The organism is Lacisediminihabitans profunda, assembly GCF_008040105.1.
GTDB classification, from domain to species: Bacteria; Actinomycetota; Actinomycetes; order Actinomycetales; family Microbacteriaceae; genus Lacisediminihabitans; species Lacisediminihabitans profunda.
On the sequence record NZ_VRMG01000004.1, the window covers coordinates 219,134 to 234,355 of the forward strand.

The following is a 15,222-nucleotide window of genomic DNA, read 5'->3' on the forward strand; positions in this document are numbered from 1 at the left end:
AAGGAGCCGAATGTCCCCGGTGGAGATTACCCCGGAGTTCAACCCGCTGCGGTTGCCCTCAGACCGACGACTCAACAGAATCGCCGGACCAAGCGCCCTCATCATCTTCGGTGTGACCGGCGACCTCGCTCGCAAGAAGCTCATGCCGGCGGTCTATGACCTGGCCAACCGCGGACTCCTGCCCCCCGGCTTCGGCCTCGTCGGGTTCGCCCGGCGCGACTGGGTCGACCAGGACTTCGCGCAGGTCGTGCACGACGCGGTCGCGCAGTACGCGCGCACGCCCTTCGATGAGGACGTCTGGAAGCAACTCGCCGAGGGCATCCGCTTCGTTCAGGGCGAATTCGACGACGACAACGCGTTCGCCGAACTCAAGTCGACCCTCGCCGAGCTGGACCGCTCGCGCGGCACCATGGGAAACCACGCGTTCTACCTGTCGATTCCGCCGAAGTCGTTCCCGCAGGTCACCGAGCAGCTTCGTCGCTCGGGGCTCGCGGACGAGGTGGATGGTGCCTGGCGCCGCGTGGTCATCGAGAAGCCGTTCGGCAGTGACCTGAAGACGGCGCGCGAGCTGAACAACGTCGTCGAATCGGTCTTCCCGCCCGACAGCGTATTCCGCATCGACCACTATCTCGGCAAGGAGACGGTTCAGAACATCCTGGCTCTCCGGTTCGCGAACAACCTCTACGAACCGATCTGGAACGCCAACTACGTCGACCACGTGCAGATCACGATGGCCGAGGACATCGGCGTCGGCGGGCGGGCCGGGTACTACGACGGCATTGGCGCCGCGCGCGACGTTATCCAGAACCACCTCCTTCAGCTCCTCGCCCTCACGGCGATGGAGGAGCCGGTGTCGTTCAACGCGAAGGACCTCCGCGCCGAGAAGGAGAAGGTGCTGTCGGCGATCAAGCTGCCGAAGGACCTCTCCCACTCGACCGCACGGGGACAGTACGCGAGCGGATGGCAGGGCGGCGAGAAGGTCGTCGGTTTCCTCGACGAGGACGGCATGAACCCCGAGTCCCTCACCGAGACGTTCGCGGCGATCCGCCTCGACATCGGCACGCGTCGGTGGGCCGGCGTGCCCTTCTACCTCCGGGCCGGAAAGCGGCTGGGGCGACGGGTCACCGAGATCGCGGTCGTCTTCAAGCGCGCTCCGCAGTACCTCTTCGCCGACAGCCAGACCTCGGCCCTCGGCCAGAACGCCCTGGTCATCCGCGTGCAGCCCGACGAGGGTGTCACCATCCGTTTCGGCTCGAAGGTGCCGGGCGCAGGCATGCAGGTGCGCGATGTCACCATGGACTTCGGCTACGGGCACGCCTTCACCGAGGCGAGCCCCGAGGCCTACGAGCGCCTCATCCTCGACGTGCTGCTCGGCGATCCGCCGCTCTTCCCCCGGCACGAAGAGGTTGAGCTGAGCTGGAAGATCCTCGACCCGATCGAAGAGTACTGGGCGGGCCAGGGCCAGCCCGAGCAGTACAAGCCGGGCACCTGGGGTCCGAGCTCAGCCGATGAACTACTTGCCCGCGACGGCAGAGTATGGAGACGCCCATGATTGTCGATCTGCCAGACACCACCACGAGCAAGATCTCCAAGACGCTCGTCAAGATCCGCGAGGAGGGTGGGGCGGTTGCCCTCGGGCGGGTGCTCACCCTGGTGATCTCCACGCGTCTCGGTCACGAGGAGGAGGCGATCGAGGCGGCGAACGACGCCTCTCGCGAGCATCCGATGCGCGTCATCGTGATCTCGTCCGGCTCTGACCACCCCGACACGAACGACGCCTCCCGTCTCGACGCCCAGATCCGCGTGGGCGGGGACGCCGGCGCGAGTGAGGTCATCGTGCTCAGGGCGTATGGCGACACGGCAAGCGACGAGGAGGGTCTCGTCACCGGTCTGCTTCTGCCCGACGCGCCCGTCGTCGCCTGGTGGCCGGGCGACGCGCCGGACGTCGTCTCCCAGTCCCCGATCGGACGCATAGCCCAACGCAGGATCACGGATGCCGCGGCGCAGACGGACCCGCGCAGTTTTCTGGCGCACCTGTCCACCTGCTACACCCCCGGAGACACCGACTTCGCCTGGACGAGGCTCACCCTGTGGCGCGCCCAGCTCGCCGCCGTGCTCGACCAGCCGCCGTACGAGCCGATCACCGGGGTCGAGGTTCATGGGTCGTCCGACTCGCCGTCCACGTCGTTGCTCGCGGCGTGGCTCCAACTGCAGCTCGACGTGCCTGCGAAGCACGAGCTCGTCACTCCGGCTCACGGTTCGAGCGGAATCCAGGGCGTGCGGCTGCACCGCGAGTCCGGCGTTATCGAACTCGAGCGCACGAACGGCGGAATCGCGCGATTGCTGCAACCGAAGCAGCCCGCGCACGACATCTCCCTGCCGCGCCGGAGCCTGCGTGACTGCCTGGCCGAGGAATTGCGTAGGCTCGACCCCGACGACCTGTTCGGCGAGGTCATCCAGAGCGGTCTCGGCCAACTGGATGAACCATCTCGGCAGGCACCAGCGAAGTCGTCGCCGACCACAGCAAGGGACACCTCGAATTGACTAACGCCCGCAGGGTTCTCATTCATCAGGATAGGGACACGCTCGCGGGCTCCCTCGCCGCCCGGTTCATCACCAAGGTCGTGGACCTGCTCGACCAACAGGCCGAGGTGAACGTCGTGCTCACCGGCGGCACCGTCGGCGCCGCCGTGCTGTCGGCGATCAACGCGTCACCGGCCAGGGACAGCATCGACTGGTCCCGTGTCGTGATCTGGTGGGGAGACGAACGTTGGCTCCCCCGCGGCGACGCCGAACGCAACGACACCCAGTCGCGCGCCGCTCTGCTCGACCACGTGAACCTGCGGCCAGAGAACATCCACTGGCTGCCCGCCCCGGATGACGGCATCTCCCTCGACGAGGCCGCAGCGCTCTACGCGGCCGAACTGGCGGCGGCGGCACCTGAGGGCTCGGACTTCCCTCGGTTCGACGTCACCTTCCTCGGCGTCGGGCCCGACGGGCACGTCGCCTCGCTGTTTCCGGAATCCGCCGGCGTGCGTGTCACCGATGCCACGGTCGTCGCGGTGCGCAATTCGCCCAAGCCGCCGCCCGAGCGGTTGAGCTTCACCCTCCCGGTGATCAACAGCTCCGACCGGGTCTGGCTGGCCCTGGCCGGGTCGGACAAGGCATCCGCTCTCGGACTCGCCCTCGCGGGCGCGAGCACGCTCGAGGTTCCGGCGGCGGGCGTCGAGGGACGTCTGAGGACCGTGTTCTTCGTGGACCGGGATGCCGCGGCCGAGGTTCCGGCGGACCTCATCGCTGTCGAGTACTGACCCGCTCTTCGCCGCGGACCCGCGCTTTCGCCGGACACTGCGCTCGCGCCCTCCGAAACTGCGCTCGTGCTCTCTCCGAAAACGCAGGAGATCCGATGCCGGACGCCAGAATTCGGCGCTTCGCGGCCACGTTCAGGCACAATGTCCTGCGTTTTCGGATCCCGGGCACGTGCGGGGCACATGCGCGGGCGGCGCGCCACGCGGGCGCGACCGAGCGACACGTGGGCCGGGCCCGCCTAGCGGTCCGGGACGCGGTATCCCCCGCCGCCAGCGGGACGAGACGCGCTACTGCGCCGTGAGCCGCGAGCGGCGCGTGCGAAGCTGTTCGAGCGCCTCGTCGAGAAGGTTGGCCGCCTCTTCTTCGGTGCGGCGCTCCTTCACGTAGGCGAGGTGCGTCTTGTACGGTTCGAGCTTCGTCACCGAGGGAGGATTCTCCTTGTCACGCCCGGACGGCAGCCCGCAATTGGGGCAGTCCAGGGTGACCGGAATCTCTTCCGGCTCGATCGAGGCGAGAAAATACGGGCTCTGCTCGTGGCCGTTGACGCACCAGTAGAACACCTGGAGACGTTCGGCGTGAAAACCGCGATCCTGTTCTCCCATGGGTCCCGCACCAACACGGGAACCACGGATAGCGCTACCACCTGAAGCCATGTCGAGTCCTAAGCCCCTTCGAATTTCGTGATGAGCCCGAGCACGATGATGGATGAGACCCACACCAGCCCAAGAATCACGGTGATGCGGTTGAGGTTTCGCTCCGCAACACCTGACGCTCCGAGATTGCTCGTCACACCCCCACCGAACATGTCGGAGAGACCGCCGCCACGCCCCCGGTGAAGGAGGATGAGCAGAGTCAGCAGGAGACTGGTGATACCGAGCACTACCTGCAGGATGACCTGAAGAATATCCACGAAGAGCCTTTCTGGGGCGCGCCAGAGTCGGGTGCATCTGGCCGCTGTTTAGTATAACTTGCCTTGGCGCACAGGGGTGGGCCCCCGAAGGGGACGACGGCTAGGTGCCGACGTGCTTCTGGAACTGCGCGATGCTCGAGAACTCCGTGAGGTCGAGGCTCGCGCCGCCGACAAGGGCGCCGTCCACATTGGGCTGGCGCATGAAGCCGGCGATGTTCGCCGCCTTCACCGAACCGCCATAGAGGATGCGCGTCGCCGCGGCCGACTCCTGCCCGATGAGCTCCACGAGAACCGCGCGAAGCTGGGCGGCGACCTGTTCGGCCTGCTCGGGGGTGGCCGCCTGGCCGGAGCCGATCGCCCAGACCGGCTCGTAGGCGACCACGATGTTCGCGCCGTCCTTCACACCGGCAAGGGCGGCCTTGAGTTGAGCGACGGGCACCGCGCTCGGGCCGTGCTTCTCGAGGTCTTCCGCCGTCTCGCCGACGCAGAGCACAGGCACCAGGCCGTGCTTGATGGCGGCGGCGACCTTGGCCGCCACCTCGTCGTCACCCTCGTTGTGCAGGGTCCGTCGCTCGGAGTGGCCGACGATCACGTACTGGCAATCGAGCGCGGAGAGGAATGCGCCGGAGATCTCGCCGGTGTATGCACCAGAATCGTAGGCCGAGAGGTCCTGGCCGCCGAACTTCAACGGAAGCTTGTCCGCCGAGATGAGAGTCTGCACCGAGCGAAGATCCGTGAACGGCGGGAACACCGCGACCTCGACCGCGTCGAAGTCGTGCCGGGCGTCCTTGAGGCTCCAGGCCAGCTTCTGCACGAACGCGATCGCCTGCAGGTGATCGAGGTTCATCTTCCAGTTGCCCGCAATCAGCGGGGTACGAGTCGTGCCGGTCATGCTTGCCATCCCAAAACCTCAAGTCCCGGCAGGCTCTTGCCCTCGAGGAATTCGAGGCTGGCACCCCCGCCGGTCGAAATGTGCCCAAATTGTTCGTCGTGGAATCCGAGGGCGCGAACCGCGGCTGCGGAGTCTCCGCCCCCGACGACGGAGAGCCCGGCGACCTCGGTGAGGGCAGCGGCGACAGTCTTCGTGCCCGCCGCGAACGGCGCAAGCTCGAAGACGCCCATCGGACCGTTCCAGAACACCGTCTCGGATGCCCGGATCACCTCGGCGAAGCGTGCGGCCGTGTCCGGCCCGATGTCGAGTCCGAGACCGGACGCGCCCCACGGGCTGTCCTCGATCGAGTCGGCCGGGCGCACCTCGTGTTCGGCGTCGGCCGAGAACTTCGAGGCGACGACGACGTCGGTGGGAAGCACGATGTCGACACCGAGCTCCTTCGCCTTGTCGAGGTAGCCACGCACCGTGTCGAGCTGGTCGGCCTCGAGCAGGCTCGACCCGACCTTGTGGCCCTGGGCCGCGAGAAAGGTGAACAGCATCCCGCCGCCGATGAGCAGCGAATCCACCCGCGGAAGCAGGTGGGCGATAACGCCGAGCTTGTCCGACACCTTCGACCCGCCGAGAACCACCGTGTACGGCTTCTTCGGCGACTCGGTGAGCCGGTCGAGTACGTCGAGCTCGGTCGCGATGAGGTGGCCGGCCGCGCTCGGCAGGAGCTTCGCGAGTTCATAGACACTCGCCTGCTTGCGGTGCACCACGCCGAAGCCGTCGGAGACGAAGGCGTCACCGAACGCGGCGAGCTGGGCGGCGAACGCCGCACGCTCCTCCTCGTTCTTCGCGGTCTCCCCCGGGTTGAACCGCAGGTTCTCGAGCAGCACCACTCCGCCGTCGGTGAGACCGTCGACCGCCTCGCGGGCGGCATCCCCCACGGTGTCGGTCGCGAAGGTGACCTCCTTGCCCAGGAGTTCGCACAGGCGCTGCGCCACGGGAGCGAGGCTGTACTTCGCTTCCGGTGCACCGTCCGGGCGGCCGAGGTGGGAGATCACGACGACGCGCGCGCCGGCGTTGAGCAGCGCGTTGATGGTGGGCAGCGAGGCGCGAATGCGACCGTCGTCTGTGATCTGACCGTCCCCGAGGGGAACGTTCAGATCACAGCGAACGATGACCTTCTTGCCCGCGAGCGAACCGAGACTCTCGATTGTGCGAAGCGGCATGGTTACTGAACCCGGTTGCGGCGCCGTTTAGAGGCGCTCGGCCACGTACTCGGTGAAGTCGACGAGGCGGTTGGAGTAGCCCCACTCGTTGTCGTACCAGCCGGCGATCTTGACCTGGGTGCCGATCACCTTGGTGAGTCCGGCGTCGAAGATGCAGGAGTGCGGGTCGCCCTGGATGTCGCTCGAGACGATCGGGTCCTCGGTGTAGCTGAGGAAGCCCTTGAGTGCGCCGCTCTCCGCCGCCGCCTTGTAGGCCGCGTTGACCTCGGCGACGGTGACCGGACGGCCCGCCTCGACCGTGAGGTCGGTGATCGAACCGGTGGGCACGGGAACGCGGAGCGCATAGCCGTCGAGCTTGCCGACGAGCTCCGGCACCACGAGGCCGAGAGCCTTGGCGGCGCCCGTCGAGGTGGGGATGATGTTGATCGCGGCGGCGCGCGCGCGACGCAGGTCGCTGTGCGGTCCGTCCTGCAGGTTCTGGTCGGCCGTGTAGGCGTGAACCGTGGTCATGAGGCCGCGCTCGATGCCGAACGCCTCCAGGAACACCTTGGCCAACGGCGCGAGGCAGTTGGTGGTGCAGGACGCGTTGGAGAGGATGTGCTGCGTAGCGGGGTCGTAGAGGTGCTCGTTGACGCCCATGACGAAGGTTCCGTCGTCCTCCGTCGCCGGAGCGGAGATGATGACCTTCTTGGCGCCGGCCTCGATGTGCTTGATGGCGTCGGTGGCGTGGGTGAAGCGTCCGGTCGACTCGATCACGATGTCGACGCCCAGGTCACCCCAGCCGAGGTTGGCGGGGTCGCGCTCGGCGAGAACCTTGATGCGCTTGCCCCCGACGACGATGAAGTCACCGTCGACCGAGACGTCTTCGGCCAGACGGCCGGCAACGGAGTCGTACTTGAGCAGGTGCGCGAGGGACTTGGGGTCGGTGAGGTCGTTGACGGCCACCACCTCGAGGTCGGCGCCCTGCGCGAGAGCCGCGCGGAGGTAGTTGCGGCCGATGCGGCCGAAGCCATTGATGCCGATCTTCACGGTCAAGAGAACTCCTGTTGCTGAGGCGCCCAACGGCGCGACTTTTATCGGGGGGGGGGTGGTGAAGCTGGTGCAGAGTTGTGGCCGGGGCGTCGCCCCGGCCACAACCGGTGGTTTTACGCTGGCGCTATGACAGTACCAGCAGGCCGTTCGTCTTTTCGCGGGCTACTTCGAAGCGCTGCTGCACGTTCGCCCAGTTGGCGATGTTCCAGAACGCCTTGACGTAGTCGGCGCGCACGTTCTTGTAGTCGAGGTAGTACGCGTGCTCCCAGACGTCGAGGAGCAGCACCGGCACGGTGCCGGCGGCGAAGTTCGACTGCTGGTCGAAGAACTGCTGAACGATGAGCTTCTGCCCGATCGAGTCCCAGACGAGCGCGGCCCATCCTGAGCCCTGCACGCCGAGGGCGGCGGCGGTGAAGTGGGCCGTGAACTTGTCGAACGACCCGAAGTTGTCGTCGAGCGCCGAGGCGAGCTCGCCGGTGGGCTTGTCCCCGCCGTCCGGCGAGAGATTCGTCCAGAAGATGGAGTGGTTGACGTGACCGCCGAGGTTGAACGCGAGGTCCTTCTGCAGCTTGTTCACGTAGGTGAGGTCGCCCTTGTCGCGTGCCTCGGCGAGCTGGGCGAGGGCGGTGTTGGCCCCGGTGACGTAGGCCTGATGATGCTTCGAGTGGTGAAGCTCCATGATGGCTCCACTGATGCTCGGCGCGAGGGCGCCATAGTCGTAACCCAGTTCGGGCAGCGTGTAATCAGCCATATTCCGATCTCCTTGTCTCCAACCCGGGGCACCAGATGGCGCGGCAACCGGGTGACATTTTCAGTCTACTAGCGTCAACTCGGCTGGTTCCCAGATGCTTCCCAGCGACGCGGGATCGGCTCAGGCGTCTTCGTAGTCGGGCGGCAGATTAGCGTCGGTGCCCGGAATTCCGAGATCCACGGCGCGCTTGTCCGCCATCGCGAGCAGTCGACGGATGCGTCCGGCCACGGCATCCTTGGTCATCGGCGGGTCCGCGTGGTGGCCTAATTCGTCGAGGCTGGAGTCACGGAAACGCAGGCGCAGCTCCCCCGCGTAGCGCAGGTGCTCCGGAACGTGACCGTCGAGGATCTCGAGCGCGCGCTCCACCCGGGCGCAGGCCGCGACGGCCGCCTGGGCCGAGCGGCGCAGATTCGCATCATCGAAGTTGACCAGCCGGTTGGCCGTGGCGCGCACCTCGCGGCGCTGGCGAAGCTCCTCCCAGTTGAGAACCGTGGAGTGGGCGCCCATGTGCACGAGCATCGCGCTGATCGCCTCGCCGTCGCGGATAACGACGCGGTGCACGCCGCGCACCTCGCGGGCCTTCGCGGAGATCTTCAGCCGGCCGGCCGCGCCGACGAGGGCCATCGCCGATTCGTTGCCGGGGCAGGTGATCTCGAGGGCGGCCGAGCGGCCCGGGTCGGTGAGCGAGCCGTGGGCGAGGAAGGCTCCGCGCCAGACGGCGGCGAGCTCCTCGCGGCTGCCGGTGGTGAGCTTGTTGGGCAGGCCGCGGATGGGCCGGCGCCGGGCATCCAGGAGTCCGGTCTGGCGGGCGAGGGTCTCGCCGCCGTCGAGCACCCGCACGAGATAGTGGCTGGTGCGGCGCAGGCCCGAGGCGGAGATCACGGAGATCTCGCTCTTCACGCCGTAGAGCTCCGCGAGGTCCTTGCGCACCCGGCGGGCGAGCTGCGCCGTGTCGAGTTCGGACTCGACGGCGATGCGTCCGGAGATGAGGTGCAGTCCACCGGAGAAGCGGAGGATGGTCGCAAGCTCCGCTGCTCGCACTGTCGTCTTGCTCACGTCGATGCGAGCGAGTTCGTCCTTGACGTCGGCGGTGAGAGCCAATCCGTGTCCTTACTTTCCTGTGAATCGTGCGGTGTGGTGCGCCAACGGAGAACGGGTCAGAGCTCGAGCGTGGTTCTGACTCGAGACACTACTCCCGACCGAGATCGCGGTGTTTGATGCTTACCGCGACGCCCGGCTGGCGACGAAGGATGCCGGCCAGCTTCTCGACGACCGCAACCGATCGGTGCTTTCCGCCAGTACATCCAATGGCGATCGTAGCGTGTCTCTTGTTCTCGCGCTGATACCCGGCGAAGACCGGCTCGAGGGCATGAGCGTAGCTGTCGACGAATTCCTCGGCGCCCTCCTGGGTGAGAACATAGTTGCTCACCTCGGGGTCGAGCCCGGTCAGCCCGCGCAGCGCGGGCACCCAGAACGGGTTGGGCAGAAACCGCATGTCGGCGACCAAATCGGCATCGGCCGGCAGTCCGTATTTGAACCCGAAGCTGAGCAGCGTGAGGTGCAGTCCGGGGGCCTGCGCGGTGGCGAAGGTCTCGGAGATGGTGGTCGCGAGCTGGTGGATGTTGAGGTCGGACGTGTCGATGATCATGTCGCTCGACTCGCGCATCGAGAGCATCCGCTGCCGCTCGGCGCCGATGCCGTCCAGCAGCGTGCCGTCACCTTGCAACGGATGCGGTCGGCGCACCTGCTCGAAGCGCCGCACGAGGGCCGCGTCGGTTGCCTCGAGGAACAGCACGCGCACGCTCGCGCTCTCGCGCAGGCTCACCACCGCCTGCTCCAGGTCGGAGAAGAGTTTGCCACCCCGCACGTCCACGACCGCGGCGATCCTGGGCAGGGTGCTGCCCGCCCGGCCGGCGAGCTCCACGAGCGGCCTCAGCATCTGCGGTGGCAGGTTGTCGACCACGTACCAGCCGAGGTCCTCGAGCGCGTTTCCGACCGTGGACCGGCCCGCGCCCGACATGCCGGTGATGATCAGTACTTCGTGGCTCGAGGTGTCCTCGGTCATTGCTGGATCACGCCTTCAGTTGGTGTGGAGCCGTTGGTAGGAGGTTGCCTGGTATCAAGCTTAACCGGCTTCAGGCACGCAACGCCTCGTAGATGGCCTGCGCGAGGGTCGGCCCGATGCCCTTTACCTCGGCGATGCCCGTCACCTCCGCCGCGCGCAGCTGCGTGACCGAACCGAAGTGCCTGAGCAGTTCCCGGGCCCGGGCCGGACCCAGTCCCGGGATCTCCACGAGCTGGGAGTTGACGTCCTTGCTGCGCCGCTGCCGCTGGTAGGTGATGGCGAAGCGGTGTGCCTCGTCCCGGATCCGCTGGATCAGGAATAGGGCGTCGCTGTTCCTCGGCAGGATCACCGGGTAGTCGGAGTCCGGGAGCCAGATCTCCTCGAGGCGCTTGGCGATGCCGCACAGGGTGATGCCGGTCACCCCGGCGTCGGCGAGGGCGCGCGCCGCGGCGGCGACCTGCGGCTGTCCGCCGTCCACGATGAGCAGGTTGGGGCGATAGCTGAACTTCTTCAGGTCGGTGCCGGTCACCGGTTCGGTCGTGGGATCGGGCGCCGGCTCGATCGCGGCATCGTCGGCCAGGTAGGCGAGGCGGCGGCTGAGCGTCTGGTAGATCGACTCGGTGTCGTCGGTTGAGCTGGGGATGCTGAACCGGCGGTACTGGTCCTTGCGCGGAAGGCCGTCCTCGAACACGACCATCGACGCGACGATGTTGGTGCCGCTCAGGTGCGAGACGTCGTAGCACTCCATGCGCAGCGGCGCATCCGGCATGCCGAGGGCCTCCTGGATGTCCGCGAGGGCCTGCGACCGGGCCACGAAGTCGCCGCTGCGCCGGGTCTTGTAGAGGATGAGGGCGTTCTTCGCGTTGGTGCCCACGGTCTGGGCAAGGGCGGCGAGATCGCCTCGCTGGGCGACGCGCAGCACGACCTTGCCGCTGGAGCCGCGGTCGGCGCGCACCGAGCCCAGCCACTGCTCGAGCTCCGGCGCATCCTCGGGCAGCTCGGGTACGACCACGAGCCGCGGCGGTGGCACCTCGTCGTCGTAGGCGTTCTGCACCACGGTCTCCACGAGCTCGGCGAGGCCGAGGTCGAGTTCCTTGTCCACCACCCAGCTGCGCACGCCCCGGATGCGGCCGCCGCGCACGCGGAACTGCTGTACGGCCGCGGCGAGTTCGTCGTGCGCGATGCCGAAGATGTCCGCGTCCACGTCGTCGCCGAGCACGATCGTGCTCTTGGAGAGCGCGGTCTCGAGCGCCGCGAGCTGGTCCCGGTACCGTGCGGCCGACTCGTAGTCCTGCTCCGCCGCGGCCGCCTTCATCTTGCGTCCGACATCCCCGATGTACTTGGAGTCGTTGCCGGCCATGAAGGAGGCGAAGTCGAGCGCTATCGACTTGTGCTCCTCCTTGGTGATGCGCCCCACGCAGGGGGCGGCACACTTGCCGATGTCGCCCAGGAGGCACGGCCGGCCGGCCTGCTCCGCCCGCTTGTAGGTGGAGTCGGAGCAGCTGCGCATCGGGAACGCCTTGAGCATGAGGTCGACGGTCTCGCGGATGGCCCACACCTTGGTGTACGGGCCGAAGTAGCGGGCGCCCTTGATCGAGCGGTTGCGGGTGACGAGCACCCGGGGAACCGTGTCGCCGAGGCTGATCGCCAGGTACGGGTACGACTTGTCGTCGCGGAACTGCACGTTGAACGGCGGGTTGAACTCCTTGATCCAGGTGAACTCCAGCTGGAGGGCCTCGAACTCGGTGCCGACCACCGTCCATTCCACGCCCGACGCACTCAGCACCATGCGCCTCGTGCGCTCGTGCAGGTTCTGCAGCGGGGCGAAGTAGTTGCTCAGCCTGGCGCGCAGGTTCTTGGCCTTGCCGACGTAGAGCACCCGGCCCTTGTCGTCCTTGAACCGGTAGACGCCCGGCTGGGTCGGAATCTCGCCCGCCTTCGGGCGATAGCTGACGGTGTCGGCCATCGCGGCTAACCGGCTGCCGGCACCGCGTCGGCCAGCGCCCGCACTCCCGGTCGCTCGACCCCGAGCACCTCGGCGAGGAAGGTGCCGGTGTGGCTCTCCTCCACCGTGGCGAGATACTCCGGCGTGCCGACGGCGAGCACCTCGCCGCCGCCCGCACCGCCCTCGGGTCCCAGGTCGATGAGCCAGTCGGCCGACTTGATCACGTCGAGGTTGTGCTCGATCACGATCACGGTGTTGCCCTTGTCGACGAGCCCGTTGAGCACGAGCAGGAGCTTGCGCACGTCTTCGAAGTGCAGACCGGTGGTCGGCTCGTCGAGCACGTAGATGCTGCGACCCATCGACCGCTTCTGCAGTTCGGTCGCGAGCTTCACCCGCTGCGCCTCGCCGCCGGAGAGGGTCGTGGCGCTCTGGCCGAGGCGAACGTAGCCGAGGCCGACATCCACCAGGGTGTTGAGGAAGCGGCTGATGGACGAGATCGCCTCGAAGAAGTCGGCGGCCTCGCTGATCGGCATGTCGAGCACCTCGGAGATGCTCTTGCCCTTGTAGTGAACGGCGAGCGTCTCGCGGTTGTAGCGCGCGCCGTTGCAGACCTCGCAGACCACGTAGACGTCTGGCAGGAAGTTCATCTCGATCTTGATCGTGCCGTCGCCCGAACAGTTGTCGCAGCGACCGCCCTTCACGTTGAAGCTGAAGCGGCCGGGCAGGTAGCCGCGGGCCTTCGCATCCACGGTCTCGGCGAACAGGTTGCGGATCTTGTCGAACACGCCGGTGTAGGTGGCCGGGTTGGAACGCGGGGTGCGCCCGATCGGCGCCTGGTCCACGTGCACGACCTTGTCGAGGTTGTCGAGGCCGGTGACCCTGGTGTGCTTGCCGGGGATCTGCCTCGCCCCGTTGAGCTCGTTGGCGAGCACCTTGTAGAGGATGTCGTTGATGAGGCTCGACTTGCCGGATCCGCTCACCCCGGTGACGGCGGTGAAGGTGCCGAGCGGGAAGTCGACGGTCACATTGCGCAGGTTGTTGGCGCGGGCGCCCTCCACCCGGAGCATGCGCTTCTTGTCGACCTTGCGCCGCTTCTTCGGCGTCTCGATGGAACGGCGACCGGAGAGGTAGTCCCCCGTGATCGACCGGCGGTTCTCGAGCAGCTTCTCGTACGAGCCGGAGTGCACCACCTCGCCGCCGTGCTCGCCGGCGCCCGGCCCGATGTCCACGATCCAGTCCGCGGTGCGGATGGTGTCCTCGTCGTGCTCCACGACGATGAGCGTGTTGCCGAGGTTCTTGAGCTTGACGAGCGTCTCGATCAGCCGTCGGTTGTCGCGCTGGTGCAGGCCGATGCTCGGTTCGTCGAGCACGTAGAGCACTCCGGTGAGGCCGGAGCCGATCTGGGTGGCGAGACGGATGCGCTGCGCCTCCCCGCCGGACAGCGAGCCTGCCGAGCGGGCCAGGTTGAGGTAGTTGAGGCCGACCTCGATCAGGAACTCGAGCCTCAGCCGGATCTCCCGCAGCACCTGCGCGGCGATCTTCGCCTCGCGTTCGGAGAGTTCGAGCAGGTCCATGAACTCGAAGGCGTCGATGAGGCTGAGCTCCGCGACATCCGCGATGTTGTGGTCGTGCACGGTCACCGCGAGCACCTCGGGCTTGAGCCGCTTGCCGTCGCAGACGGGGCAGTTGATCTCACGGAGGTACGCTGAGTAGCGCTGGCGCGCCGAGTCGGTCTCCGCCTCGATGAACTTGCGCTCGATGTAGGGCATCACGCCCTCGAAGCCGGTGGAGTACTTCATCTCGCGGCCGAAGCGGTTCTTCCACTTGACCGTCACCTGGAAGTCGTTGCCCTTGAGGATGGCCTGCTGCACGTCGGCACCCAGGTCGCGCCACGGGGTCTTGAGCGAGAAGTCGAGGTCGGCGGCGAGCCCCTCGAGCAGGCGCTGGAAGTAGTTGAAGAGTCCCTTGCCCGACTGGGTCCAGGGCAGGATCACGCCGTCGGCGAGGCTCAGCGCCGGGTCGCCGAGCAGCAGCTCGGAGTCGACCGACATCTTGGTGCCGAGGCCGGAGCACTCCGGGCAGGCGCCGAACGGGGCGTTGAACGAAAAGGTGCGCGGCTCGATCTCGGTGAGCTGCACCGGGTGGCCGTTGGGGCAGGAGAGCTTCTCGGAGAAGTTGCGCCAGGCCGCCGGGCCCGTCTCGTCCACGTAGTTGACGCTGACCAGTCCGTCGGTGAGGCGCAGCGCCGTCTCCAGCGAGTCGGTGAGGCGGGTGAGGATGTCGTCCGCCGCCACGAGGCGGTCCACGACCACGGAGATGTCGTGCTTGATCTGCTTCTTGAGAATCGGCGGCTCGCTCAGCTGGATCTGCTCGCCGTCCACGATCGCGCGCGAGTATCCGCTGGCCGCGAGCTCCTTGAACAGGTCGACGAACTCGCCCTTCTTCTGCGAGATGACCGGGCTCACGATCTGGTAACGCGTGCCGGTCTCGAGGGTCATGAGCTGGTCGGCGATCTGCTGCACGGTCTGGCGCTCGATCTTCTCGCCGCAGATAGCGCAGTGCGGGATGCCGATGCGGGCCCAGAGCAGGCGCATGTAGTCGTAGATCTCGGTGATCGTGCCCACCGTGGACCGCGGGTTGCGGTTGGTGGACTTCTGGTCGATCGAGACGGCTGGGCTCAGCCCGTCGATGAAGTCCACATCGGGCCGGTCGACCTGGCCGAGAAACTGGCGGGCGTAGGCGGAGAGCGATTCGACGTAGCGTCGCTGGCCCTCCGCGAAGATCGTGTCGAACGCGAGCGACGACTTACCCGAGCCTGAGAGGCCGGTGAAAACGACGAGCGAATCGCGCGGAATCTCGAGGTCTACACCCTTGAGATTGTGGACTCGAGCGCCGTGTACGGAGAGCCTGGCTGCGGATTCGACACGAGAAATAGACACTCTACATATTCTACGGAGACCACCGACATTGCTTGCGCCGGGTTCGCTCTCGGCAGAGTCCCGCCGCCGGGTCAGGCCGCGACCGCCGCAAGCACGCGTTCCGTCGCCGGGCGACCGGGCTCCGGAACGGCCCCGTCGCGGCGAACGCGGCCCACGCGGTGAGGA

13 protein-coding genes are annotated in these 15,222 nt (G+C 67.2%); 3 read left to right on the forward strand and 10 right to left on the reverse strand.

Annotated elements, in window-relative coordinates:
- Positions 1–10 precede the first annotated feature (10 nt).
- Genes zwf through pgl form a run of 3 tightly spaced genes read left to right on the forward strand, consistent with a single transcriptional unit; the run spans position 11 to position 3,311 of the window.
- Positions 11–1,552, forward strand: coding sequence for a glucose-6-phosphate dehydrogenase (gene zwf / locus FVP33_RS03620; protein ID WP_147782270.1), 1,542 nt, complete (start codon positions 11–13; stop codon positions 1,550–1,552).
- Positions 1,549–2,544: a glucose-6-phosphate dehydrogenase assembly protein OpcA gene (locus tag FVP33_RS03625; protein WP_147782271.1), complete on the forward strand. Its 996-nt coding sequence runs from the start codon at positions 1,549–1,551 to the stop codon at positions 2,542–2,544. Before zwf ends, FVP33_RS03625 begins: the two co-directional genes overlap by 4 nt.
- Positions 2,541–3,311: a 6-phosphogluconolactonase gene (gene pgl / locus FVP33_RS03630; RefSeq protein WP_147782272.1), complete on the forward strand. Its 771-nt coding sequence runs from the start codon at positions 2,541–2,543 to the stop codon at positions 3,309–3,311. The genes FVP33_RS03625 and pgl overlap by 4 nt, the downstream gene beginning before the upstream one ends.
- 285 nt (positions 3,312–3,596) lie before the next feature.
- On the opposite strand, the gene FVP33_RS03635 is transcribed toward pgl, so the two are convergent.
- From FVP33_RS03635 to uvrA, 10 genes are all read right to left on the reverse strand, one after another.
- Positions 3,597–3,962: an RNA polymerase-binding protein RbpA gene (locus FVP33_RS03635; protein ID WP_147782273.1), complete on the reverse strand. Its 366-nt coding sequence runs from the start codon at positions 3,960–3,962 to the stop codon at positions 3,597–3,599.
- A gap of 8 nt (positions 3,963–3,970) precedes the next feature.
- Positions 3,971–4,219 (reverse strand): preprotein translocase subunit SecG, encoded by a 249-nt coding sequence (secG, locus tag FVP33_RS03640; protein WP_147782274.1) that lies wholly within the window; start codon positions 4,217–4,219, stop codon positions 3,971–3,973.
- 100 nt (positions 4,220–4,319) lie between these two features.
- The gene (gene tpiA, locus FVP33_RS03645; RefSeq protein WP_147782275.1) at positions 4,320–5,111 is read right to left on the reverse strand and encodes a triose-phosphate isomerase; all 792 of its coding nucleotides are present in this window, start codon (positions 5,109–5,111) and stop codon (positions 4,320–4,322) included.
- Entirely contained in the window at positions 5,108–6,325 is a 1,218-nt protein-coding gene (locus tag FVP33_RS03650) for a phosphoglycerate kinase (protein ID WP_147782276.1), read from the reverse strand. The genes tpiA and FVP33_RS03650 overlap by 4 nt, the downstream gene beginning before the upstream one ends.
- 27 nt (positions 6,326–6,352) lie before the next feature.
- The gene (gene gap, locus FVP33_RS03655) at positions 6,353–7,360 is read right to left on the reverse strand and encodes a type I glyceraldehyde-3-phosphate dehydrogenase (RefSeq protein ID WP_147782277.1); all 1,008 of its coding nucleotides are present in this window, start codon (positions 7,358–7,360) and stop codon (positions 6,353–6,355) included.
- A 121-nt stretch (positions 7,361–7,481) separates the two neighbouring features.
- Positions 7,482–8,108: a superoxide dismutase gene (locus FVP33_RS03660; RefSeq protein ID WP_147782278.1), complete on the reverse strand. Its 627-nt coding sequence runs from the start codon at positions 8,106–8,108 to the stop codon at positions 7,482–7,484.
- Positions 8,109–8,228: 120 nt separating this feature from the next.
- Positions 8,229–9,209: a DNA-binding protein WhiA gene (gene whiA, locus FVP33_RS03665; RefSeq protein WP_147782279.1), complete on the reverse strand. Its 981-nt coding sequence runs from the start codon at positions 9,207–9,209 to the stop codon at positions 8,229–8,231.
- An 88-nt stretch (positions 9,210–9,297) separates the two neighbouring features.
- Positions 9,298–10,173 carry an RNase adapter RapZ gene (rapZ, locus tag FVP33_RS03670; protein WP_147782280.1) on the reverse strand — a complete coding sequence of 292 codons (876 nt, stop codon included), beginning with the start codon at positions 10,171–10,173 and terminating at the stop codon, positions 9,298–9,300.
- Between the two features lie 70 nt (positions 10,174–10,243).
- Positions 10,244–12,139: an excinuclease ABC subunit UvrC gene (uvrC, locus tag FVP33_RS03675; RefSeq protein ID WP_147782281.1), complete on the reverse strand. Its 1,896-nt coding sequence runs from the start codon at positions 12,137–12,139 to the stop codon at positions 10,244–10,246.
- A 5-nt stretch (positions 12,140–12,144) separates the two neighbouring features.
- Entirely contained in the window at positions 12,145–15,057 is a 2,913-nt protein-coding gene (uvrA, locus tag FVP33_RS03680) for an excinuclease ABC subunit UvrA (RefSeq protein ID WP_147782282.1), read from the reverse strand.
- Positions 15,058–15,222 lie beyond the last annotated feature (165 nt).